This window comes from Thermanaerothrix solaris, from assembly GCF_032334255.1.
Classification (GTDB): Bacteria; Chloroflexota; Anaerolineae; order Anaerolineales; family Anaerolineaceae; genus Thermanaerothrix; species Thermanaerothrix solaris.
On the sequence record NZ_JAUHMF010000002.1, the window covers coordinates 905,997 to 926,277 of the forward strand.

Below are 20,281 nucleotides of genomic sequence, written 5' to 3' on the forward strand. Positions count from 1 at the left end.
TAGGGGGAGATTATAGCACAACCTTAACCCCGCTTTTTAGCCCTTGGTGAATGATTAGGGACTAGACATCTGCCACTGCATGGCATACCACCTGAGATAATCCTCAAGGTGATTCTGCCAGTACGTAAAATCATGTGCCCCGGGATTGAGATGCCATTCATGGGATATGCCTAGTTCGGACAGACGATTGACGAATGCCTGGGCCGGTTCGAGATAGCGATCTTGCGCACCGCTGTCGAAGTAGAAGCGCGGCCATTGCTCGGGAGGATAGTCGGTGGTGCGGTAATAGAGGCGTAAATCATCACCCCAGAAGGGCGCTGCACTATGCGCACCGATGGCAGCGAATAAATCTGGATGTTGAATGGTAATATGGATTGCCCATCCGGCGCCGCGGGAGATGCCGCCCAATGCACGGCAACTTGGGCCGGGACAGACGGCGAAATGACCTTCTACCCAGGGGATAAGGTTCTCAATAATCGTCTGGCCAAAAGTTGATTGTTGAGGGTCACGGAGTGCATATTCCTCGTAGGGCATCACGATGAGGAACGGAGGGATCTGACCACGTCCCATCAACTGATCTGCGAGTTGGGGGAGGCCTAAATCCATCCAAAGAGTTTCATCGCTACCTTGGCCGTGGAGAAGGTAAAGCACGGGGTAACCCGGCGTGGCGTGGGAGTCATAACAAGGCGGAAGATAAACCCGGAACCGTAAGGGCTTACCAATAGGGGTGGGTTCAATGGTGTAGGTTTCTACCCGCCCTACGGTACAAGAAGTGGGCGTTATGCCGGACGTTGGGGTGGAAAGAGGGGTGGGAGAGGGTGTGTAAAAAGCGTTAGGCTCGAGAGTGGCAGGGAAAGAGGTTGTCGTTAAGACCTCATCAGGCGGGGGTGGGGGAAGGATGGACTGGCATGACGTGATCATTCCCAGCCATCCCAGGCCCAGGATCCCTCGCGTCAGACATTGGACTAGTTTTTTGACCATTGCGAACGTGTAATATAGCCCTGGTTTTCCAACAGAGAGAGGAACTTGCTTACTATGTAGGGGTCGAATAGACGCCCGCTCTCGCGACGCAAATATTCGGCGATGGTGTGGTCATCCCAGGCAGGACGATAGACGCGGGGTGTGCGTAAGGCATCCCAAACATCTACCACGGCAAAGATGCGCGCGGCAAGAGGGATCTGTTCTTCACGTAAACCTTTAGGGTAACCGCTCCCATCCCACCGTTCGTGATGGTAATAAGGGATGTCCAGGGCAGGTCTTAGGAACTCGACCCCCTCCAGAAAACGTAACGCGTATTCCGGATGGCGTTTCATGAGATCCCATTCTTCGGGGGTGAGATCATCTTCTTTTTGTAGGATAGCATCCGGAATACCCATCTTCCCAATATCGTGGAGCAGGGCCCCATACCAGATATGAGACAAGGTCTCCCCTTCCAGTCCAAGGGCTTTGGCCAGAGACACGCTCCATTCGGCAACACGGCGGGAGTGCCCGCTCAGACTGCCATCGCGTAATTCCAATGCGGCAGCCCAGCCCTCGATGGTGGCTTCATAGGCTTGGGTGAGGCGGCGGTTGGCGTCTTGTAGGGCTTGAAACCAGCGTACATGCTCGACTGCCACGGCGGTTTGGGTGCTTAGATTCTCAAAGAAGGAAAGCCAATCGGGAGGGTTCTCCAGTGGCGAACGGTAGAAGAGCTCAAAGAGACCGTAAATCTCGCCGTGTGCAACCAACGGGGCAGCCAGATAGGCCTGGAAATCTTCCATCTGGAACAGGTTCTGAATCTCAGAAGGAAGAGCGTGCACGTCTAATTTTAAATGTTGAAACGCTCTACGAGTGGTGATCACCTCACGAGCCCATGGATCCTGGCTCAGTGAGCGGCGGAATTGGGGTTTAAGATGTTGAAAGCCCTCCGCCACAACCAAATTCAGGTGCTGTTCTTCTGGATCTAGAAGCCAGAGTGCCGCTGCATCCATGGGAATGGCGGTACGCGCTTCCCGGAGGATGGTGGTCAGGACGGTGGTCATCTCGGTGTGGTTGATGATGGCGGTGTCAATAGCCCGCAGGGCTGCCATTTGGCGTAGTTTTTCGTTGACGTAAAACTCGGCTTCCTGGCGTTCGGTAATATCGGAGAACATGACAAGAACGGCGGGTTGGTCTTCCCAGTTTATGCGCTCGGCGTGGAGCAACAACCAACGGGTGGCGCCACGCGCAGTTATCACGCGGAGGATATAACGCGGGGGTGGATTCTCCCCTTGCAGGCGGGCGGAATAACGCGCCATAACAGGCTCGCGATCTTCAGGATGAATCAGATTAGCGACGGATAATCCTTCCAGCGTAACCAGGGGTTGTCCCAGAATCTCGGCAGCCATGGGGTTGGCGAAAACGATTCGCCCCTCTGCACCCGCAATAACGAGAATTCCTTCTGTGGCGTTTTCTACCAACGTGCGATAACGGGATTCGCTGTGGCGTAGTGCATTTGTGCGCTGGTTCAGGCGGTGACGCAAATACAATAAAGCGACCAAGCTGAGCAATAATAAAACAGCCAGCAGCCCGGCGGCGAAAACATAAGGCTGTAATTGTCGCCAATCGGGCAGGGTCAGGTTGATGATGTGATGAATCATCACGTTAGTAATTGGGTGCGGTGTCCCCGCTATGTTATAGATGATCGAAGGGAACGCGTAAAGCGCATAATAGGTCGAGATAGGCAAGAGGAGAGATAGGTCGTCCATCGGTTAATCCAATCGTGCCTCGGATGTGGTGATGGTACAGCAAAGGTGAGATTATACTCTCCCCCTGTGGAGTTATCACGGGGATGGGGATGCGTGGAGTAATCGTTCATCACCGGCCTTGTTATCTGCCCTTCAATTCTATTCCCAAAAGGGGTTCAAGGATAGCCTCTGAGGCTGGTTATGTTAAAATGAAAACATGGATTTGTTTGATCATGCCATGGAACAAGATATGAGCACCGAAGCACCGCTAGCCGTGCGGATGCGCCCCCGTACCCTGGACGAAATCGTAGGGCAAGACCATATCATTGGGCCGGGGCGATTGTTGCGCCGTGCCATCGAGGCTGATCACTTGATGACATCTATCATTCTCTACGGGCCGCCAGGAAGCGGTAAAACCACCCTGGCGCAGGTCATTGCTCATCATACCAAAGCCCACTTTGAGCGTATTTCGGCGGTACTGGCTGGTGTGGCCGACTTACGGAGGGTGATTGAAGAGGCCACTGAACGGCGCAAACTCTACCGTCGCCGCACGATCCTCTTTATTGATGAAGTACACCGCTGGAATAAAGCGCAACAAGATGCCCTGCTCCCGCACGTTGAAAGCGGCTTAATCACTCTGATTGGCGCAACCACCCAAAATCCGTACTTTGATGTCATTCCGGCGCTGGTTTCGCGTTCTCGCATCTTTGAACTGCGGCCCTTGAGCGAGGCGGATTTGGAGCAAGTGCTGGAGCGCGCATTGCACGATCCTGAGCGAGGATATGGTCGGCGTAAGGTCCTCATTGACCCGGAAGCGAGGGCTTTATGGCTGCGCACCGCGGGCGGCGACGCGCGCAATTTGTTGAATGCGCTGGAATTGGCTGTTGAAACTACCCCACCGGACGCGAATGGAGTGATCCACATTACCCGCGAGATTGCTGAGGAAGCGATTCAGCAGCGTGCTATCCATTATGGGCGTGAGGGCGACGCCCACTATGACACAATCTCGGCTTTTATAAAATCGGTGCGCGGTTCTGACCCGGATGCGGCTCTTTACTGGTTGGCTACCATGATTACGGCAGGTGAGGATCCACGCTTTATCCTGCGTCGGCTGCTTATCCTGGCGGGGGAGGATATTGGACTGGCCGATCCGCACGGGCTGCTGGTAGCGGCCGCTGCTGCTTATGCGTTTGAGTATGTAGGTATGCCAGAGGGTATCTATCCCATTGTTGAGGCTACCCTCTACCTGGCCACAGCGCCGAAGTCCAACACGGCTACCACATTCTTTGAGGTGCAGCGTTTGGTGCAGGAAGAAGGGCCTGGTCCAGTGCCCCGCCATTTGATGGATAGTAGCCGGGATGCCAAGGGGTTCGGGCATGGCGAAGGCTACCAATATCCTCATGCTTTTCCTGGGCATTTTATTCCTCAGCAATACCTGCCGGATCGGTTGGTGGGGCGGATTTTCTACCAACCTTCAGATCAAGGTTATGAGGCCGAAATCGCTGCGCGTCTGGCGCGCTGGCGAGCAGCACAGGCCACCGCAGATAAATCCCAATTGCTTCCCACAGATGCCGATGACCAAGATTGTGCTCCTGATTCGCCACGCCGAGAATGATGTCATGTACCGCCGTCTGGCAGGTCGTTTGCCGGGGGTGCACCTGAACCGACGTGGGCAGCAGCAAGCCCTGGGGCTTGCCCGGATGCTGTTAGGGATGCCGGTGCAGGCACTTTATACCAGCCCTCTGGAACGGGCGGTGGAAACTGCCCAACCATTGGCTCGGGCGTTGGGATTAGGGGTGGAGATCCGTCCGGGTCTGAATGAGATAGATTTTGGCCGATGGCAAGGACGGTCGTATAAACAATTGCAGCGAACACAACTCTGGCGGGTGTTGCAAGCCACGCCATCGCGGGTGCGTTTTCCAGAAGGCGAAGCGTTATCCGAGGCTCAGCAGCGGGTTGTGGCCGAACTGGAAAGCCTGGCGGTTGAAGGAATAATTGCTTGTGTCACTCATGCCGATGTGATCCGCTTGGCATTGTTACATTTTCTCAACATGACGCTGGATGACCTTCACCGTTTAATTGTTGCGCCTGCATCCCTTTCCGCAATTCTTTTGGGGGAGAAGGGACCGCAGGTGCTGTTCATCAACCGTACCCCCGAACTGGAGTGGCCTTCCTTGCCTGTGCCAGGCATCAATCCTGGATCCTCTCAACTGCGTTCTTGAGTCACCTGGGCAATTTGATGAAGTAATTGTTCTGCCCGTGCCACACCGCGGTTGACGAAGCGAGGATGACCCTGGGCGTCCAACACAAATGTGGTCGGGATGCTGAAAACGCCCCATTGGTCAGCCAGTTGGGGATGATCATAAGCATTGATTTCGATAATTTGAAAGGCTTCACCCAGTTGTTCACGAACGCGCTGTAGGGCAGGACGTTGCAAGGTTTTACACGGCGCGCACTCCGGGGTAGTGAAATACAGAATGGCGGGTTTTCCAAGGTGAAATCCCGGTGGCATTAAAAACCCGCGTCGTGCTCGCCATAGCAACCACCGGTTGACCAGGGTGAACGCGACAATCCCTGCTCCCAGGATAAGCAGGGCTGTGAGAAGCCGCAATAGAACGTCTGTGTTCATCATGCCTGCCGTGGTGGGCGGAAACCGGGGCGAGTGCCGGGAGGTGGGGCTTGAGTGAAGCCGGGTACGCCTAGGCGGTTAAGGAAGTAATAAACTGCGCAACCGGCGCAAAATCCCAGAAAAAGATTGAGCGCAGCCAGGCCAACCACAACCCAGGCCAGGATCCACCCTAACGTTGGGGCACCGGCAAAATGGGCGATTGCTGCCATTGCCACGACGCTGCCCCCAAATCCCTGGGCAAATCGATGGGGGGCGGGATTGTCTTGAAGGACCTCGGGTTTGAGAATTCCCAGAGGTTTGAACACACCTTGATAAATCCAGCCAAAACCTGGACGACCGATCAAGGTGCCACCGAGCATAAACAACGCTACGAATACAACCCATAAGGGTTGGTTGAAGACGTATCCCAATACCAGCAGTAGAATGATGGTGGCTTGGTTGGTGCGTAATGCGGTATGATCAACAGGTTTTAGATTGGTCATGTTAAGACACCTCCAGAAAGCGATCAGATAAAACAAGCGGTTGCTCTGGATAGGGGAGAGCAACCGCTCGGGATAGCCACATGGACAACACACAAACCTACGCCGGCGGTTGCCACCTCCGCGCCTTACACGGACACATGACCATGGTAAAAGCGAGGCGATAAATCACGATAATAATTATAAAATATATCGCATTAATTGCAAGGGTAAGTACAAAAGAGGTTAAGAAACCAAGGCTTGACCGATCAGAAGGGCTGTTTTATAATTCAACCGTTGAATATTAGCAGGTGATTATGCCGCTTTCTTCTGAATCAACGCGCGATTTGATTATCCTGGAGCACATTGAGCAAGATCCAGATGCGACTCAAGCCTCGCTGGCCACGCGTTTAGGCGTTGCGGTAGGGACGGTTAACTGGCACCTCAAACGTCTGATTGCTAAAGGGTATATCAAAGTGCGGCGTGTAGAGCGCCGCAAATTACGTTATTTGATCACGCCGGAAGGGGTAGCACTGCGCACTCGCTTGACCCTGGATTACATCCGCGATTCATTTCAACTTTACCGCCAAGTGCGTGAGCGCGCCCTAACGGTGATTGAAAAGGTGCGTGAGAGTGGCTATCGGGCGGTACGTCTAGAGGGTGAGGGTGAGGTGGCCGAGGTGTGTCGCCTTACCTGCCTCGAACAAGGTCTAACTTTGGTAGATAATGGTCGCGCGCCGGTCATCCGGGTGCACAATTTGACCATTCAACTTGATTTTCCGAATGAGGCCGCTGATGAGTACTGATTCGTTTTGGAGGAAGCGTTTCTGCGTAACAGGGGGTGCCGGCTTTCTGGGCTCATTTGTCGTGGATAAATTGCGCCAACGTGGGGCAACCGAAATTTTTGTCCCTCGCAAGCGTGAATATGATTTGGTGGATCCGCAAGCCATCCGACGGATGTTAGATGACGCCCGCCCGGATGTGATTATTCACCTGGCTGCCCATGTGGGGGGGATTGGCGCCAACCGCATGCATCCGGCGGAGTTCTTTTACGATAATCTGATGATGGGCGTCCAGTTGATGCACCAGGCATGGCAGCGCGGGGTGGAGAAGTTTGTCGCCATTGGAACCGTGTGTGCCTATCCCAAATATACCCCGGTGCCCTTCAAAGAAGATGACTTGTGGAATGGTTATCCGGAAGAGACCAATGCCCCTTATGGCTTAGCGAAAAAGATGTTGCTCGTGCAGGCACAGGCTTACCGTCAGCAATATGGATTCAATGCAATTTACCTGTTACCGGTCAACCTCTATGGCCCACGGGATAACTTTGACCTTGAGACTTCCCACGTCATCCCAGCCTTGATACGCAAGTGCATTGAAGCCCAAGAGCAAGGATTACCCGAGGTGGTGGTTTGGGGGGATGGTTCACCGACGCGTGAGTTCCTCTTTGTGGAAGATGCCGCTGAAGGCATCCTGCTGGCCACCGAAAAATACAACGGCCCCGAGCCGGTGAATCTGGGTTCTGGAATGGAGATCAGTATTCGCGACCTGGCGGAGATGATTCGTCGCTTGACCGGTTTCGAGGGACGTCTGGTGTGGGATACCAACCGTCCTAACGGCCAGCCGCGGCGAGCCCTGGATACCAGCCGGGCGGAAAAATACTTTGGTTTCAAAGCCCAAACGCCTTTTGAGGAAGGGTTGCGACGAACCATCGAGTGGTATCGTCAGAATCGTGAACGTGTGCGCGGCATTGTAGCCAGCGCCTGAGACGGGTTGAGGTATGGCCTTAAGAGAACAAACTGCGGTGACGATCATTCGCCCCTCGCGCGGGTGGGCTGCGCTTGACCTGCGTGATCTGTGGTTGTATCGTGAATTGATTTATTTCCTTACATGGCGTGATCTCAAAGTGCGCTATAAACAAACCCTGCTGGGCGCAGCCTGGGCCATTTTACAACCTTTCTTGACCATGGTGGTTTTCACCATTTTTTTCGGAAACTTTGCTAAGGTTTCATCGGAAGGGTTTCCTTATCCGGTGTTCTCGTATGCCGCGTTGCTGCCCTGGGGGTTGTTCTCGAAAGCCCTCAACGATGCCAGTCGGTCTCTGGTGGGCAATAGTCATATGATCACCAAAATCTACTTTCCGCGCTTAATCCTTCCCCTGTCCTCGGTGTTGAGCGGGGTGGTGGATTTTGGGATTGCCTTTCTGTTCTTGTTAGGAATGATGGCGTTTTATGGCCTCTATCCTACGTGGGGAATCTTGCTGCTTCCCTTACTTCTTCTCCTGGCACTGGTCACGGCGTTGGGGGTGGGGTTGTGGCTCTCTGCCCTGAATGTCTTGTATCGTGATGTGGGGTATGCCTTACCGTTCCTGACCCAGTTGTGGATGTTCGTTTCCCCAATCATTTACTCCATCAATACCGTTCCGGAACAGTGGCGGTTGGTGTATGCACTTAACCCCATGACCGGCGTAGTGCAGGGATTTCGGTGGGCACTTTTGGGTAGTCAAACCGATCAATTAGGGCTGATTCTGGCGATCTCGAGCGCCACGGCCATTGTGATGTTGATCAGCGGTTTGTTCTATTTTCGGCGGATGGAACGCCTTTTTGCCGACCGCGTTTGATGAATCGGCGGGAAGAGGATTTATGAGTCGTTACGCCATTCAAGTTCGAGACCTGGGTAAGCAATATCGCATTGGCGCAGTAGTCACCCGTTATCCTACCCTGCGCGAAGCGTTGGCGGATCGGGTACAGGCGCTCTTTCACCGCAATCATCGGGCCGATGAAACCATTTGGGCGTTACGGCATGTGTCCTTTGAGGTTGAGCATGGCAAGGTGTTGGGGGTGATCGGGCGTAACGGCGCGGGAAAGAGCACTCTGCTCAAGATTCTATCCCGGGTTACCGAGCCTACTGAAGGTGAAGCCGAGATCCGTGGGCGCGTGGGATCGTTGTTAGAGGTCGGCACGGGCTTTCACCCGGAGTTGACCGGACGGGAGAATATCTATCTCAACGGTGCCATCCTAGGCATGAAGCGGTCTGAAATAGACCGTAAATTTGATGAGATTGTGGCCTTTGCCGAGGTAGAGCCCTTCATTGATACCCCGGTCAAGCGCTATTCGAGTGGCATGTACCTGCGTCTGGCGTTTGCGGTGGCGGCTCACCTGGAGCCTGAAATCCTGGTGGTGGATGAGGTGCTGGCAGTGGGCGATGCGGAATTCCAGCGTAAGTGCCTGGGTAAGATGGGAGAGGTTGCGCGCGAGGGGCGCACGGTGCTCTTTGTGAGCCACAACATGTCAGCCATCTTGCGCCTCACTGAGGAAACCTTGGTGCTGGAAAAAGGGCGTCTGGTCATGCGGGCTCCGACTCCCGAGGCAGTGGATTATTATCTCTCGCAGGGTTTCTCGCAGACCGGGGAGCGGGTATGGCATGCAGAAGAGGTACCGGCATCGGCGGCGCCGTTTCGCCCAATTGCCTTACGCATACGCAATGCACAGGGTCAAGTGGTAGACACCGTGCGTTCGGTAGAACCCAGCGTGATCGAGATTGAATATGAACTCAGTGCGCCGATTGCCGGCCTGCGGGTGGGTTTTTACTTGATGAGCACGCGCGGTGAGTATGTGTTTACATCCTTCGATACCGATGACCCGGAGCGGTTCGAACGCTTCTCGGTTCGCCCGGCAGGGCGCTATATTAGTCGGTGTTTGTTACCCGCCAATCTCCTCAACGAGGGGCGTTTTGTCGTGGGCGTCAATGCCAGCGCCTATCGAGTGCGACGTTATTTTCAAGATGAACAAGCGTTGACCTTTACGGTGGATGCCACCGGTGCACCAGGCACCCAATGGCCTGAGCCGCGTTTGGGGGCGGTGCGTCCCCGTCTGGAATGGCAGGTTGAGGTTGTTTGAGATGAAAACCAATGGCAAAGAATTACTAAAAGAGGTGTTGGGCAGTCTGCCATTTGCGGCAGAATTGTATTGGATGGTGCGGCAGGGCGGCAACAAGCCGATTCAAAGTCGTTTTGTGTTGCGTAACTTACAAAGCACTCTGCCCCAAATCGTTGCCCAGGCGCAAACTCTACGAGCCAAAGCCTCTCCAGGGCGCGAGGTGTTTATTTTCGCCACTCTCCACTATTGGATTGAACATGCTACCTTGTTAGCAGTTTCGTTGGCAGCCCAGGGACATCGGGTGACCCTGGCGTTCTTGCCTTATGGCGACTGGTATACGCCGATCAACCGCTTTGATCTGCGCCGCCAAAATGCCTATGCGCGCAAAGTGCTCTCGGTGGCTGAGGGGCTGATCAACATCGTTTCGTTTGTTACCTTGCGGGCGCCCTACACCCATCTGGCGCACGAACTCGAAGAAGCGGTGCGGCAGGTGTCGGTTTTTGACACGCAGTACACCTTACAAGTCGAAGATATTGATCCTCAGAGCGATCTTTATCGTTTGCGCTACTTGCGCAATAAGGATGTGGCTCAGGCGGCACTGACCTGGCTCAAACAGCATCGTCCTGATGTGGCCATTATTCCCAATGGTACCATCCAGGAATTAGGCGTCGTTTATCGCGTAGCGCGTTACCTGAAGATTCCAACAGTAACCTACGAATTTGGTGATCAACGTCAACGTATCTGGTTAGCGCAGAATGCCGAGGTCATGCGCCAAGAAACAGATGCTCTGTGGCAAGCACGCAAGGATATCCCCCTGACCGAGGAAGAACTGGAGCGGATGCGGGCGTTATTGATGGCACGACGACGGGCCACGCGGTGGGAAAACTTTGCCCGCTTATGGCAAGGGGTACCGGCGCAAGGGGGTACGCAGGCGCGTGCCGCGTTGGGGTTGGATGAGCGTCCGGTGGTACTGCTGGCAACCAATGTGTTGGGTGATAGCCTGACCTTAGGGCGCCAGGTGTTTAGTAAAACGATGACCGAGTGGATCAGCCGCACCGTGCAGTATTTTATGGGACGCCCGGATGTACAGTTGGTCATTCGGGTGCACCCCGGCGAGGTATTGACCCGCGGCCAGTCTATGGTGGATATTCTCCACCATGTTTTGCCGCGCTTGCCGGAGCATATTCGTTTGATCCGCCCCAAAGATCCGATCAACACGTATGATTTGGTGGAGGTGGCGGATTTAGGGTTGGTATATACCACCACGGTGGGGTTGGAGATGGCCATGCATGGCCTGCCAGTCATTGTGGCTGGACAAACCCACTATCGTCAACGCGGCTTCACGTATGATCCCGATTCCTGGGTCAGTTACTTCAAGTTGCTGGGGCAAATTCTCGAGAATCCGGCGGCCTATCGCTTGAGCCGCGAGCAGATTCAACGTGCCTGGCAATACGCCTATCGCTTCTTCTTCGAGTATCCGCAACCCTTCCCCTGGCATCTGGTGCGCATGTGGGAAGATTACCAGGCGCGACCGTTGGCTGAAGTGCTGGAAGGCGATGAACGTGACCTCTATGCTCCAACCTTTCAGTACCTGGTTGGTGAGCCCATTGAGTGGACCGTTTCACCCCAGATGGTGGCTTACAACGCGCGTGAGGGTGCCAATGCATGAGTGGACCTGGCTCGGTTAAGCAGCAGGTACAACAATTCTACGATCAAGTGGGTTGGCAGCAGGTCGCCGAGGGCGTTTATCAGAATATGCGCTACGAAGACCTGCGCCCGGTCTCAGAGGAATATCGTCATCGCTGCCACCTCCGAGTCGGGCGTTATCTGGCGCCACAAGGTCGCTTCTTGTTAGATGCTGGCTCTGGCCCGGTGCAGTATCCTGAATATTTAACTTATTCTCACGGCTATACCTATCGGGTATGTGCTGACCTTTCGCTGGTTGCTCTTAAGGAGGCGCGGGCGCGCTTGGGCTCGCATGGACTTTATGTGGTGGCTGATGTGGCTAACTTGCCCTTCCGAAGCGAGGTGTTTGAAGGAGCGGTTTCTTTACACACCTTTCATCACCTTCCACTTGAGGAGCAGGAACAGGCTTATCATGAGCTCTACCGGGTTTTGAAACCGGGCGCGACAGGCGTTGTGGTCAACGGCTGGACGGATTCTCCTATAATGCGTCGTTTTGAACCCCTGTTGCGCTTAATGGAACGAATAAAAGCCCGTTGGGGACGGTCGCCGGCCCCATCTCATGCCCAGAATAACATGAAGGCCGCTGTGCCATCCCCGAGCGGAACGTTTGTGGAAAAAATGACCCCGGCTTGGCTCAAAGCACGCATCGGTGCTCACATCCCTCTCGAAATCCGGGTATGGCGCAGTGTGAGTGTGAGGTTCCTGCGTGCGATGATCCACGAAGGCTTGCTGGGGCGCGTTTGGCTGCGTTTAATTTTTGCCTTGGAAGAACGTTTTCCTCACTACTTTGGTGAGAATGGCCAATACCCTATGATCATCCTACGTAAACCACAATAAGGAGCGTACATGAACTGGTCGGAGAAAGTGGTTCTGGTAACCGGAGGTACCGGGTCGTTTGGCAGAAAGTTCGTCCAGGTGATGCTGGAAGAATACCATCCGGCCAAGATCATCGTATTCAGTCGGGACGAACTCAAACAGCACGAGATGCGCGTAAGCGGGTTTGATCACCCCTCTTTGCGCTATTTTATCGGCGACGTGCGTGACTTGCAGCGTTTGCGGCGTGCCTTCGATGGGGTGGATATTGTTGTGCATGCCGCGGCGTTAAAGCAAGTGCCGGCATGTGAGTACAACCCCATGGAAGCGATTAAAACCAACATTTTGGGGAGCAGCAACGTCATCGAGGCGGCACTGGATGCCGGGGTAGAGCGCGTAATTGCCTTGAGCACCGACAAAGCCGTCAACCCGGTTAATCTCTATGGTGCCACCAAATTGGCCGCCGAGAAACTTTTTGTTCAGAGCAATGCCTATGCCGGTGGAAAAGCGACGCGGTTCAGTTGTGTACGTTATGGAAATGTGGTTGGAAGCCGTGGGAGCGTGGTGCCGGTTTTCCTGCGTCAGCGTGAGAGTGGGGTGCTGACGATTACCGATGAACGCATGACCCGCTTCTGGATTTCACTGGATCAGGGGGTGCGCTTTGTGATCCATTGCCTAGAGCAAATGATGGGGGGAGAAGTTTTTGTCCCCAAGATCCCCAGCATGCGCGTGCTGGATTTGGCACGGGCGATTGCGCCCGAGGCGCGTTTAGAGGTCATCGGTATCCGTCCAGGGGAAAAATTGCACGAGGTGTTGATTTCCGAGGATGAAGCCCGCTCAACTGTGGAACTCGAGAACATGTATGTTGTGCAACCGGTTGAAGCGTTCTGGTTTGGGCGCAAGTGGGAAGGGCGCGGTAAACCTCTTCCCGATGGATTTCGTTACGCCAGCAACACCAATGAGGCTTGGCTTACGCTTGAGGAGCTGCGCCAAATGATCGCACCGCTCGAAGCGGAGTATTTGCAAGGGAAACTGCTATGAAACGCTGGCTGGTTACCGGCGCAAGTGGATTGCTGGGCTTGAATTTCGCGGTGCACTTTGCCTCGCGCCTGGAGATCATCGGTGTGGTCAACCACCACCCCTTGCGTAACCCGCCCTTTGAAGCCGTTTCGGTGGACCTTACGCGCCTAGAAGCACTGCCTAATTTGATCGAGAAATTCAAGCCCGAGGTGATCTTACATGCAGCCGCATTGGCCAATCTGGATGTGTGTGAGCAGCAGCCCGATCTGGCTTGGCGTCTGAACACGGAGGTGCCGGCAGAATTAGCCCGTTTGTGTGCTCAAAAGGGCATCCGGTTGGTGCACATTTCAACCGATGCAGTTTTTGATGGTCAACGAGGCAATTATACCGAGGAAGATTCCCCCAATCCTCTGAGCACGTATGCGCGGAGTAAGTTAGCTGCCGAACGCTATGTGCAGGAACTTTATCCGCAGGCTTTAATCGCCAGGGTGAACTTCTATGGGTGGAGCCTGCAAGGGCGACGCAGCCTGGCAGAGTTTTTCTTTTATAATTTGAGTCAGGGACATCGGGTCAACGGGTTTATGGATGTGATCTTCTGTCCTTTGGAAGTGACCCAATTGAGCGAGATTCTTGTGACTTTGGTGGAGCATGAATGCCAGGGGCTCTATCATGTCGTTAGTCGCGAATGTTTGAGTAAATACGCCTTTGGATGTGCTTTGGCGGAACGCTTTGGCTTGGATGCAGGTCTGATTACACCAATTTCGGTCCAGCAAGGGCAGTTGCGAGCTCCACGCGCTCCTAACCTGACCTTATCAACGGCGAAATTACAGGCCGTTTTAGGCGAGGTACCAGGGCAACAGGAAGGTTTAGACCGGTTCTATCATCACTATCGCGAGGGACGTGCCGCCTACCTGCGCGCTTTAGCCCTCGAGGTTGAAAACCCACGAGTCTGAAGTCTAACCGAGGAGGATCGCTATGGATATTCAGATTGGTCAGCGCTGGATTGGGGAGAATCACCCCACCTATTTTGTGGCAGATATCGCCGCTAACCATGATGGTAGCCTGGAACGAGCGAAAGATCTGATCCGTTTGGCTAAAGAAGCAGGCGCCGATGCGGCCAAATTCCAAAATTTTCACGCGCCTAAAATCGTCTCGGATTATGGTTTTCGTGCTTTAGGATCGCAACGGTCTCATCAAGCCAAATGGAAGAAATCGGTTTTTGAGGTGTATCAGGATGCCTCTATCCCCCTGGAATGGACCTATGAGTTAAAAGCGGTGTGCGACGAGGTAGGGATTGATTATTTTTCAGCACCTTACGATTTTGAGTCCATTGATTTTTTAGAGCCTTTCATGCCGGCTTACAAGATCGGTTCCGGGGAAATTGATTGGCTAGAAGCCTTGGAGCGCATCGCTAAGAAGGGAAAGCCGGTGTTGTTGGCTACCGGCGCAGCCAATATTGGTGAGGTGCAACGAGCTGTCCATACGATTCTCAAATATAACTCACAATTGGTGCTGATGCAGTGTAACACCAATTACACCGGCAGCCGTGAGAATTTCAAATATGTTAACCTGAATGTCCTCAAGACCTATCGGGTGATGTTCCCGGATGTGGTCTTGGGTCTCTCAGATCATACCCCTGGGCATGCCGCCGTTTTGGGTGCGGTGGCATTAGGCGCACGGGTTATCGAGAAGCACTTTACCGATGATAATACCCGCGAAGGCCCTGATCACCCCTTCTCGCTCACCCCGGCGGCGTGGCGCGAAATGGTCGAACGAACCCGGGAGTTAGAGTGGGCATTGGGTTCGGCCGACAAGGTCGTTACCGAAAACGAACAAGAAACGGTGATTTTGCAGCGCCGTTGCTTGCGTGCCGCCCGTGATATCAAAGCGGGTGAGGTCTTGACGCGGGAGATGATTGACGTCCTGCGTCCGGCGACACCCGGCGCCATCTTGCCACCCGAAATTGAACGCGTCATCGGCACCCGCGCATTAGTGGATATTCCATACGGCAAAGAACTACGCTGGACGGATTTGGGAAGTTAGGTGGCCCGCGTTCTTTATTTCAGCCGCGACTATACGCCGCACGACCATCGTTTTCTTTCCGCGCTGGCAGCAACGCCCCATCAGATCTACTACCTGCGCTTGGAGCGTGGCGCGCGGCAGTTAGAAGACCGTCCCTTGCCCGCAGGGGTAACCTACGTGCCTTGGGCGGGTGGGGTGAAACCCTTTACCTGGGCGGCTGTGCCGACTCTGCTGCGGGACTTTCAGCGTGTGATAAACGAGATTAAGCCCGATTTGATCCACGCTGGGCCAGTGCAAACCGCTGCGTTTCTGGCGGCATTGAGCGGTTTCCATCCGTTGGTGGTCATGTCCTGGGGTTCGGATTTGCTCCGTGACGCCTATCGCAACCGCTGGTGGCGTTGGATCACTGCGCTGACCCTGCGCCGGGCAACGGTGCTGGTCGGCGATTGTCGCGCAGTGCAAGATGTCGCGCTTTCCTTCGGAATGGCGTCGGAGCGGATTATCCTTTTCCCCTGGGGGGTGGATTTACGCCACTTCAGCCCCGGCGAGGATAGTGGTTTGCGCGCGCGCCGCGGCTGGCAGGACGCTTTTGTCTTGCTCTCATTGCGTTCGTGGGAACCTATTTATGGCGTGGATGTGGTGGTGCGGGCATTTGCTGAGGTTGCACGTAATCTACCCGAAATCCGCCTTTTCCTCCTTGGCAGTGGTTCCCAGGCCCCGCTGATCCAAAGATTACTGTATGAAAATGATCTATTGGATCGCGTATATCTAGGCGGACAGGTGGGGTATGAGCGGTTGCCCTCTTTTTATCGCGCTGCAGACCTCTATCTCAGCGCTTCGCACAGCGATGGGTCTTCAGTGTCGTTGATGGAAGCCCTGGCTTGTGGCTTACCGGCAGTGGTCTCGGACATCCCTGGCAACCGCGAATGGGTAGTGCCGGGGGTACATGGGTGGTTGTTTCCGGATGGCGATGCGCATGCGCTGGCGGAGCGCATTCGGGAAGCATATAACCGGCGCGATGTGTTGACGGAAATGCGACGCCAAGCGCGTTTTCTGGCTGAAGAACGGGCAAACTGGGAGAAGAATTTTGCGCGGTTACTGCAAGCCTATGACCTGGCCTGGCAGATTGCCGCAAGGTGAGAGAGCATGCTGGGTTCCAACCCTAACATTGTCGCTATTCTTCAAGCGCGGATGAGTTCAAGCCGTTTGCCCGGCAAGGTGCTGCTCGATCTGGCCGGGCGTCCTGTTCTGGCTTGGGGTGTTGAGCGGGCCCGCCGTTCGCGCTTCGTTGACCGCGTGATTGTGGCGACGACAACCGAAGCCGCAGATGATCCAATTGTGGCATTTTGTCAGGCGCGCGGTTACCCTTGGTGGCGCGGTCATCCTTATGATGTGCTAGATCGCTTCTATCAGGCAGCGCGCCATTTTCAGGCGGATATCATTGTGCGGCTCACGGCGGATTGCCCATTGATTGACCCGGAATTAATTGATGCGACGGTGGAAGCTTTGCTTCAGCAGGGTGCCGATTTCGCTGCTAACCGCTTGCCCCCTCCCTGGCGGCGTACGTATCCAATAGGTTTGGACGTTGAGGTATGCACCTTTAATGCCTTAGAACGAGCCTGGCGTGAAGCCACGGCACCTCATCAACGTGAGCACGTCATGCCCTACCTTTATGAGGTGGAAGGGCGGTTCCACACGGTGATCCTTAATGCCGAAGCGGATTATGGGCAGGTACGATGGACGGTGGATACACCACAAGATTTGGAGGTGGTGCGAAAATTGGTTGCCTTGCTGGGAGAACGGGATGACTTTAACTGGCGCGAAGCCTTAGCCGTATGGCAGGCTCACCCTGAACTGGCAGCGCTCAATGCCCAGATTCCTCATCACACCTATACCGATGTGGATGAGCGTTTTGGGGGTGGAGATATCCCCGAATTGGGAGCCTCAGCGTGACCTTGCTTACCCTTTTTACTACCCCAAAGCCATTTACCGATCCTCACATTGCGCGAATTCAACGCAACGCCCTGCGCTCGTGGCAGGCGCTCGGAACTGAAGTTGAAATTCTCCTAATTGGGGATGAGGTGGGCATGGCCGAGGTGGCCCGTGAGTTGGGTATCCGACATATCTCTGAAGTGGCGCGCAATGCTTACGGGACACCGTTGATACCGGCGCTCTTTGAGCAAGCGCGTCGAAACAGCACCAGCCCTCTGCTGGCATACATCAACGCGGATATTATACTGACCCCGAGTTTTGTTGAGGGGGCGCAACTTGTATCTCAGAAAATGCCGCGGTTCCTTATGGTGGGGCAGCGCTGGGATTTAGACGTGCAAGAAGACCTGTTGTTTGGTCTGGGTTGGGAAGCAGAATTGCGCCAGCGCGTACAAGAACGCGGGCGGCGGCATCCCCCGCGGGGAAGCGATTATTTCATCTTCCCACGCGATTGTTTTCGCAATTTGCCCCCGTTGGCAGTTGGTCGGGCGGGATGGGACAACTGGATGATTTACTATGCCCGCCGCCAGGGTTGGCCGGTGGTGGATGCTTCATCTTTCATTTTTATCGTACATCAAAACCATGACTATCGTCATTTACCGGGGGGCCAACCTCACTATCGCCTTCCTGAGACAGACGAGAATGTTCGTCTAGGGGGTGGGCGACGCACGATCTTCAACCTTATTGATGCCACCCATGTGCTCACGATGGATGGCTTGCGGCGTGCCCCGCTTTCGTGGCTAAAGTTCTGGCGCGAGGTTGAAATTTTCCCGCTTATCTACTTACGGTCACGCGCATTGGGGTGGCTGGCTTTTGCGCTCTTTCATCCCCGCAAGGCTTATTATGAGGCTTATGCCTGGCTGGCGACGGTGACACGTCCTTGGCGTAAACGGGCGCCGAAGAACGGATAACTTAGCGCTGAGGGGTAGGGATAACCAAAACGGTCGGGGTGGCAGTGGGCAAGAGCATTGGGTTAATGGCATAAATGCGCAAGCGGCGAAAACTGACGGAGAGGGCAGAATCACCTGCAGCACGAGCAAAAACGCCAATCCGTCCGCTGGTAAACACCGGGTCACGTAGGTTGATTTCTTCGAAACCGTTGACAAACAAGCGGAGGTGATCCTGATACAACCAAGCGGCTAAACGTGTTTCGACCAGGGGGTTGACCTGAATCTCGCTCAGTTCGATCCAATCACTTAGGGGTAGATTGCGCCCACTTTGCAAGCGTTCTAGGCGCATTTGTCCCTGGCAAGTGATCACCCAGCGATAGGCGTTGAATTCATCGGCAGCGCGAAGTAAGAGGCCAAACGTATCCTGCCCCTGACATAAGTTGGGCTGTAGGCTTAATTCGAGATAGGCATTACCGATTTCAGGCGCGTTTCGCAAACTGGTCAGATACCCTTTAGCGGCATTGACGGCCAGAGTCAGTTGGCGTTGTTCATAAGCGGCACTGCCAGTGGCATTGCGATAAGTTTGCCAGGTACCGGGAGATTCAAAATCATCGCTCAACACCAGATCACCTAACGCCAGAGCGGGTGTTGGGGTTGGAGAGATGAGGCGGGTAGGTATTGGCGTGAAAGTCGCGGTTGGAGGAAACCACACTGGTGAGGGGCTTGGTGTGGTTGTGGGAGGTAAGGATGTCGGTGTTTCAGGGCGGTTGACTGAGGGAGGGCTACACCCGGCGCCAATTACAAGCAACAAGGTCACGACGAAGAGGGAGCGCGCCCATAATCTCATGGGGTTACTTCGACCACCTGACTGCGTTCAGGACCAACCGAAACCCGCCGCACAGGCACGCCGCAGAGTTCTTCGATGCGGCGCACGTAAGCGCGGGCAGCGGCAGGCAGGTCATCCCATCGGCGCACGGTGGTGACATCTTCCATCCAGCCCGGCAGTTCTTCATAAACCGGCTCAAAAGGTTCAAGGTGGGCGGGACCCAACGGTAAGTCCTGAAGGGTGTGACCGTTGTAGCGATAGGCAATACATAGACGCAGCGTAGGGAGTCCGCTCAGGATGTCCATTTTGGTGATCATGAGTTCGGTAACCCCATTGACGCGCACGGCGTAACGCAACAGAACGCCGTCTAACCATCCTACCCGGCGCGGGCGTCCGGTGGTGGTGCCAAATTCATCCCAGGGATTCTTGCCCGTCCCACGCAAGCGCTCGGCGGTCTTGCCGAAGACCTCGGTTGGGAAGGGGCCAGCGCCAACGCGGGTTTGGAAGGCTTTGGTGACGCCGATCACCGCGCGCACCGGGACAATGCCCAATCCTAAGCCCAGGAGAGCACCGGCCGCTGTGGGGGTCGAACTGGTTACATATGGGTAAGTGCCTAGATCGAGATCCAACAGCGTACCCTGCGCCCCTTCCGCCAACACCTGTTTGCCCAGGCGTAAGGCTTGGTGGAGTTCCATCCCTACATCCGCAATGAAGGGCTGTAACTGGGTGGCGTAATGGGTATATTCACGCACTACGGCTTGAACATCCAAGGGCTCAGCCTCATAAATGCGCATGAGCCAAGTGTTGATCGTAGCCACATGATGCTCGAGTTTCTCGCGAAACGTGTCCAGATCTAACAAGTCCTCCATCCGTAAGCCATGGCGGGCGGCTTTATCGGTGTAGGCAGGGCCAATACCCCGCCCGGTGGTACCAATTTGTCCGCTTCCCCGTGCTTGTTCTTGGGCTTGATCCAGGGCCCGATGGGCAGGGGTGATCAGGTGGGCGGCAAAAGAGATGCGCAACCTCTCGGGGGTGATGCTGACGCCGGCGGCTTTGAGGTTTTCTATCTCCTGAACCAGGGTGGCCGGGTTGATCACCATCCCGTTTCCCAAGATCCCAATTGTATGAGGATGAATAATTCCAGAAGGGATCAGGTGAAGGCGAAAAGTATGCCCTCCCACATTGACCGTGTGCCCGGCGTTGTCGCCTCCGTTGTAGCGTGCAACCAGGTCAGCCTGGGCGGCTAGCAAATCCACAATACGACCTTTACCTTCGTCCCCCCATTGGGTTCCGATGACGATATCCAGTGGCATACCTCAGCCTCCTCGATAAGAAAAGACCCTACCCCCGCAAATGACTTTTAAC

Annotated in this window: 20 protein-coding genes; 14 read left to right on the top strand and 6 right to left on the bottom strand. The window is 54.8% G+C overall.

What is annotated here, in order from left to right:
• Positions 1 to 54: 54 nt before the first annotated feature.
• Together QYE77_RS12415 and QYE77_RS12420 are read right to left on the bottom strand one after the other, a co-directional pair.
• Positions 55 to 921 (bottom strand): alpha/beta hydrolase, encoded by an 867-nt coding sequence (locus QYE77_RS12415; RefSeq protein WP_315625749.1) that lies wholly within the window; start codon positions 919 to 921, stop codon positions 55 to 57.
• A 44-nt stretch (positions 922 to 965) separates the two neighbouring features.
• Positions 966 to 2,726 carry an HD domain-containing phosphohydrolase gene (locus QYE77_RS12420; protein ID WP_315625750.1) on the bottom strand — a complete coding sequence of 587 codons (1,761 nt, stop codon included), beginning with the start codon at positions 2,724 to 2,726 and terminating at the stop codon, positions 966 to 968.
• Between the two features lie 196 nt (positions 2,727 to 2,922).
• Here QYE77_RS12420 and QYE77_RS12425 point away from each other — a divergent pair, with 196 nt between their 5' ends.
• Together QYE77_RS12425 and QYE77_RS12430 are read left to right on the top strand one after the other, a co-directional pair.
• A complete protein-coding gene (locus QYE77_RS12425) occupies positions 2,923 to 4,320 on the top strand; it encodes an AAA family ATPase (RefSeq protein WP_315625751.1) in 1,398 nt (465 codons plus the stop codon).
• Positions 4,280 to 4,927, top strand: coding sequence for a histidine phosphatase family protein (locus QYE77_RS12430; RefSeq protein WP_315625752.1), 648 nt, complete (start codon positions 4,280 to 4,282; stop codon positions 4,925 to 4,927). The genes QYE77_RS12425 and QYE77_RS12430 overlap by 41 nt, the downstream gene beginning before the upstream one ends.
• Here the strand turns inward: QYE77_RS12430 and QYE77_RS12435 are convergent.
• Both QYE77_RS12435 and QYE77_RS12440 read right to left on the bottom strand, forming a co-directional pair.
• A complete protein-coding gene (locus QYE77_RS12435; RefSeq protein WP_315625753.1) occupies positions 4,912 to 5,334 on the bottom strand; it encodes a thioredoxin family protein in 423 nt (140 codons plus the stop codon). The two genes, QYE77_RS12430 and QYE77_RS12435, sit on opposite strands and share 16 nt — an antisense overlap.
• A complete protein-coding gene (locus tag QYE77_RS12440) occupies positions 5,334 to 5,816 on the bottom strand; it encodes a DUF4395 domain-containing protein (protein WP_315625754.1) in 483 nt (160 codons plus the stop codon). The genes QYE77_RS12435 and QYE77_RS12440 overlap by 1 nt, the downstream gene beginning before the upstream one ends.
• A 293-nt stretch (positions 5,817 to 6,109) precedes the next feature.
• Between QYE77_RS12440 and QYE77_RS12445 the strand changes: the two genes are divergently transcribed.
• From QYE77_RS12445 to QYE77_RS12500, 12 genes are read left to right on the top strand one after another with little or no spacing between them, the layout of a single operon-like run.
• On the top strand, positions 6,110 to 6,598 hold the full coding sequence (locus tag QYE77_RS12445) for a winged helix-turn-helix domain-containing protein (RefSeq protein WP_315625755.1): 489 nt from the start codon (positions 6,110 to 6,112) through the stop codon (positions 6,596 to 6,598).
• A complete protein-coding gene (locus QYE77_RS12450) occupies positions 6,588 to 7,559 on the top strand; it encodes a GDP-L-fucose synthase family protein (RefSeq protein WP_315625756.1) in 972 nt (323 codons plus the stop codon). The genes QYE77_RS12445 and QYE77_RS12450 overlap by 11 nt, the downstream gene beginning before the upstream one ends.
• Before the next feature lie 13 nt (positions 7,560 to 7,572).
• Positions 7,573 to 8,412 (top strand): ABC transporter permease, encoded by an 840-nt coding sequence (locus QYE77_RS12455; RefSeq protein ID WP_315625757.1) that lies wholly within the window; start codon positions 7,573 to 7,575, stop codon positions 8,410 to 8,412.
• Between the two features lie 22 nt (positions 8,413 to 8,434).
• On the top strand, positions 8,435 to 9,691 hold the full coding sequence (locus QYE77_RS12460) for an ABC transporter ATP-binding protein (RefSeq protein ID WP_315625758.1): 1,257 nt from the start codon (positions 8,435 to 8,437) through the stop codon (positions 9,689 to 9,691).
• 1 nt (position 9,692) lies between these two features.
• Entirely contained in the window at positions 9,693 to 11,339 is a 1,647-nt protein-coding gene (locus QYE77_RS12465; protein ID WP_315625759.1) for a hypothetical protein, read from the top strand.
• On the top strand, positions 11,336 to 12,193 hold the full coding sequence (locus QYE77_RS12470) for a class I SAM-dependent methyltransferase (protein ID WP_315625760.1): 858 nt from the start codon (positions 11,336 to 11,338) through the stop codon (positions 12,191 to 12,193). The genes QYE77_RS12465 and QYE77_RS12470 overlap by 4 nt, the downstream gene beginning before the upstream one ends.
• A 9-nt stretch (positions 12,194 to 12,202) precedes the next feature.
• Positions 12,203 to 13,210: a UDP-N-acetylglucosamine 4,6-dehydratase (inverting) gene (gene pseB / locus QYE77_RS12475; protein ID WP_315625761.1), complete on the top strand. Its 1,008-nt coding sequence runs from the start codon at positions 12,203 to 12,205 to the stop codon at positions 13,208 to 13,210.
• A complete protein-coding gene (locus tag QYE77_RS12480; protein ID WP_315625762.1) occupies positions 13,207 to 14,142 on the top strand; it encodes an SDR family oxidoreductase in 936 nt (311 codons plus the stop codon). Before pseB ends, QYE77_RS12480 begins: the two co-directional genes overlap by 4 nt.
• Positions 14,143 to 14,164: 22 nt before the next feature.
• A complete protein-coding gene (locus QYE77_RS12485) occupies positions 14,165 to 15,232 on the top strand; it encodes an N-acetylneuraminate synthase family protein (protein WP_315625763.1) in 1,068 nt (355 codons plus the stop codon).
• The gene (locus QYE77_RS12490) at positions 15,233 to 16,351 is read left to right on the top strand and encodes a glycosyltransferase family 4 protein (protein ID WP_315625764.1); all 1,119 of its coding nucleotides are present in this window, start codon (positions 15,233 to 15,235) and stop codon (positions 16,349 to 16,351) included.
• A 6-nt stretch (positions 16,352 to 16,357) separates the two neighbouring features.
• Positions 16,358 to 17,164 carry a glycosyltransferase family protein gene (locus tag QYE77_RS12495; protein ID WP_315625765.1) on the top strand — a complete coding sequence of 269 codons (807 nt, stop codon included), beginning with the start codon at positions 16,358 to 16,360 and terminating at the stop codon, positions 17,162 to 17,164.
• Positions 17,161 to 18,111, top strand: a complete 951-nt coding sequence (locus QYE77_RS12500; protein ID WP_315625766.1) for a hypothetical protein — start codon at positions 17,161 to 17,163, stop codon at positions 18,109 to 18,111. Before QYE77_RS12495 ends, QYE77_RS12500 begins: the two co-directional genes overlap by 4 nt.
• A 1-nt stretch (position 18,112) precedes the next feature.
• Here the strand turns inward: QYE77_RS12500 and QYE77_RS12505 are convergent, their stop codons facing one another.
• Positions 18,113 to 18,937 carry a hypothetical protein gene (locus QYE77_RS12505; RefSeq protein ID WP_315625767.1) on the bottom strand — a complete coding sequence of 275 codons (825 nt, stop codon included), beginning with the start codon at positions 18,935 to 18,937 and terminating at the stop codon, positions 18,113 to 18,115.
• On the bottom strand, positions 18,934 to 20,229 hold the full coding sequence (locus tag QYE77_RS12510) for an adenylosuccinate synthase (protein WP_315625768.1): 1,296 nt from the start codon (positions 20,227 to 20,229) through the stop codon (positions 18,934 to 18,936). The genes QYE77_RS12505 and QYE77_RS12510 overlap by 4 nt, the downstream gene beginning before the upstream one ends.
• Positions 20,230 to 20,281 lie beyond the last annotated feature (52 nt).

Coding starts and splice junctions, on each gene's coding strand:
- QYE77_RS12415 (WP_315625749.1), bottom strand. CDS start 921: ATGATCACGTCATGCCAGTCCATCCTTCCCCCACCCCCGCCTGATGAG.
- QYE77_RS12420 (WP_315625750.1), bottom strand. CDS start 2,726: ATGGACGACCTATCTCTCCTCTTGCCTATCTCGACCTATTATGCGCTT.
- QYE77_RS12425 (WP_315625751.1), top strand. CDS start 2,923: ATGGATTTGTTTGATCATGCCATGGAACAAGATATGAGCACCGAAGCA.
- QYE77_RS12430 (WP_315625752.1), top strand. CDS start 4,280: ATGACCAAGATTGTGCTCCTGATTCGCCACGCCGAGAATGATGTCATG.
- QYE77_RS12435 (WP_315625753.1), bottom strand. CDS start 5,334: ATGAACACAGACGTTCTATTGCGGCTTCTCACAGCCCTGCTTATCCTG.
- QYE77_RS12440 (WP_315625754.1), bottom strand. CDS start 5,816: ATGACCAATCTAAAACCTGTTGATCATACCGCATTACGCACCAACCAA.
- QYE77_RS12445 (WP_315625755.1), top strand. CDS start 6,110: ATGCCGCTTTCTTCTGAATCAACGCGCGATTTGATTATCCTGGAGCAC.
- QYE77_RS12450 (WP_315625756.1), top strand. CDS start 6,588: ATGAGTACTGATTCGTTTTGGAGGAAGCGTTTCTGCGTAACAGGGGGT.
- QYE77_RS12455 (WP_315625757.1), top strand. CDS start 7,573: ATGGCCTTAAGAGAACAAACTGCGGTGACGATCATTCGCCCCTCGCGC.
- QYE77_RS12460 (WP_315625758.1), top strand. CDS start 8,435: ATGAGTCGTTACGCCATTCAAGTTCGAGACCTGGGTAAGCAATATCGC.
- QYE77_RS12465 (WP_315625759.1), top strand. CDS start 9,693: ATGAAAACCAATGGCAAAGAATTACTAAAAGAGGTGTTGGGCAGTCTG.
- QYE77_RS12470 (WP_315625760.1), top strand. CDS start 11,336: ATGAGTGGACCTGGCTCGGTTAAGCAGCAGGTACAACAATTCTACGAT.
- pseB (WP_315625761.1), top strand. CDS start 12,203: ATGAACTGGTCGGAGAAAGTGGTTCTGGTAACCGGAGGTACCGGGTCG.
- QYE77_RS12480 (WP_315625762.1), top strand. CDS start 13,207: ATGAAACGCTGGCTGGTTACCGGCGCAAGTGGATTGCTGGGCTTGAAT.
- QYE77_RS12485 (WP_315625763.1), top strand. CDS start 14,165: ATGGATATTCAGATTGGTCAGCGCTGGATTGGGGAGAATCACCCCACC.
- QYE77_RS12495 (WP_315625765.1), top strand. CDS start 16,358: ATGCTGGGTTCCAACCCTAACATTGTCGCTATTCTTCAAGCGCGGATG.
- QYE77_RS12505 (WP_315625767.1), bottom strand. CDS start 18,937: ATGAGATTATGGGCGCGCTCCCTCTTCGTCGTGACCTTGTTGCTTGTA.
- QYE77_RS12510 (WP_315625768.1), bottom strand. CDS start 20,229: ATGCCACTGGATATCGTCATCGGAACCCAATGGGGGGACGAAGGTAAA.